Raw genomic sequence first — 429 nt, 5'->3', positions numbered from 1 at the left:
GTACCGCGGTCATCTTCAATGCGCACGACATCCGAAGCGTTTCGGTCACTGACGTGTTCGCTCTCGGTGCTCGCTTTCAAGCGGACCGTCTCAGTCGGTTCAGTCTCTAAATCGTCAATCACTTGCGCGCGCACTTTCACCGCTTCACCCGAAGCTGCAATAGTGATCGTCCCATCCGCTGGCACCGCTTCCCATTGACCGCTTACTGTATTGAAGAACTCCAGCGCTTCATAGTCAGTACCGCTCTCTGCACTGCCTGCTGTATCCAATTTCACATCCACAGCTGCGAACGCAGGACCGTCAAGCGCCACTTCAAAGTTGACATACAGCGGCGACGCCTCTGTGCCACCTTCTACTACGCTCTCTTCCAACGCCGTTACTATCAAATTTGGGGCGTCTTCGTCGGCACCAGGGCGTCCATCCGGACGT

At 55.7% G+C, this 429-nt stretch carries 1 protein-coding gene; it reads right to left on the bottom strand.

The annotated features are described in order from the left end of the window. The coding region (locus tag UA76_RS23875) for a hypothetical protein (protein ID WP_047046913.1) at positions 1-429 on the bottom strand (429 nt) is incomplete at both ends.

Source organism: Vibrio mexicanus (assembly GCF_001012815.1).
GTDB lineage: Bacteria > Pseudomonadota > Gammaproteobacteria > Enterobacterales > Vibrionaceae > Vibrio > Vibrio mexicanus.
Note: the sequence above shows the minus strand (reverse complement) of the source record. Positions and strands in the feature narration are given on the sequence as shown.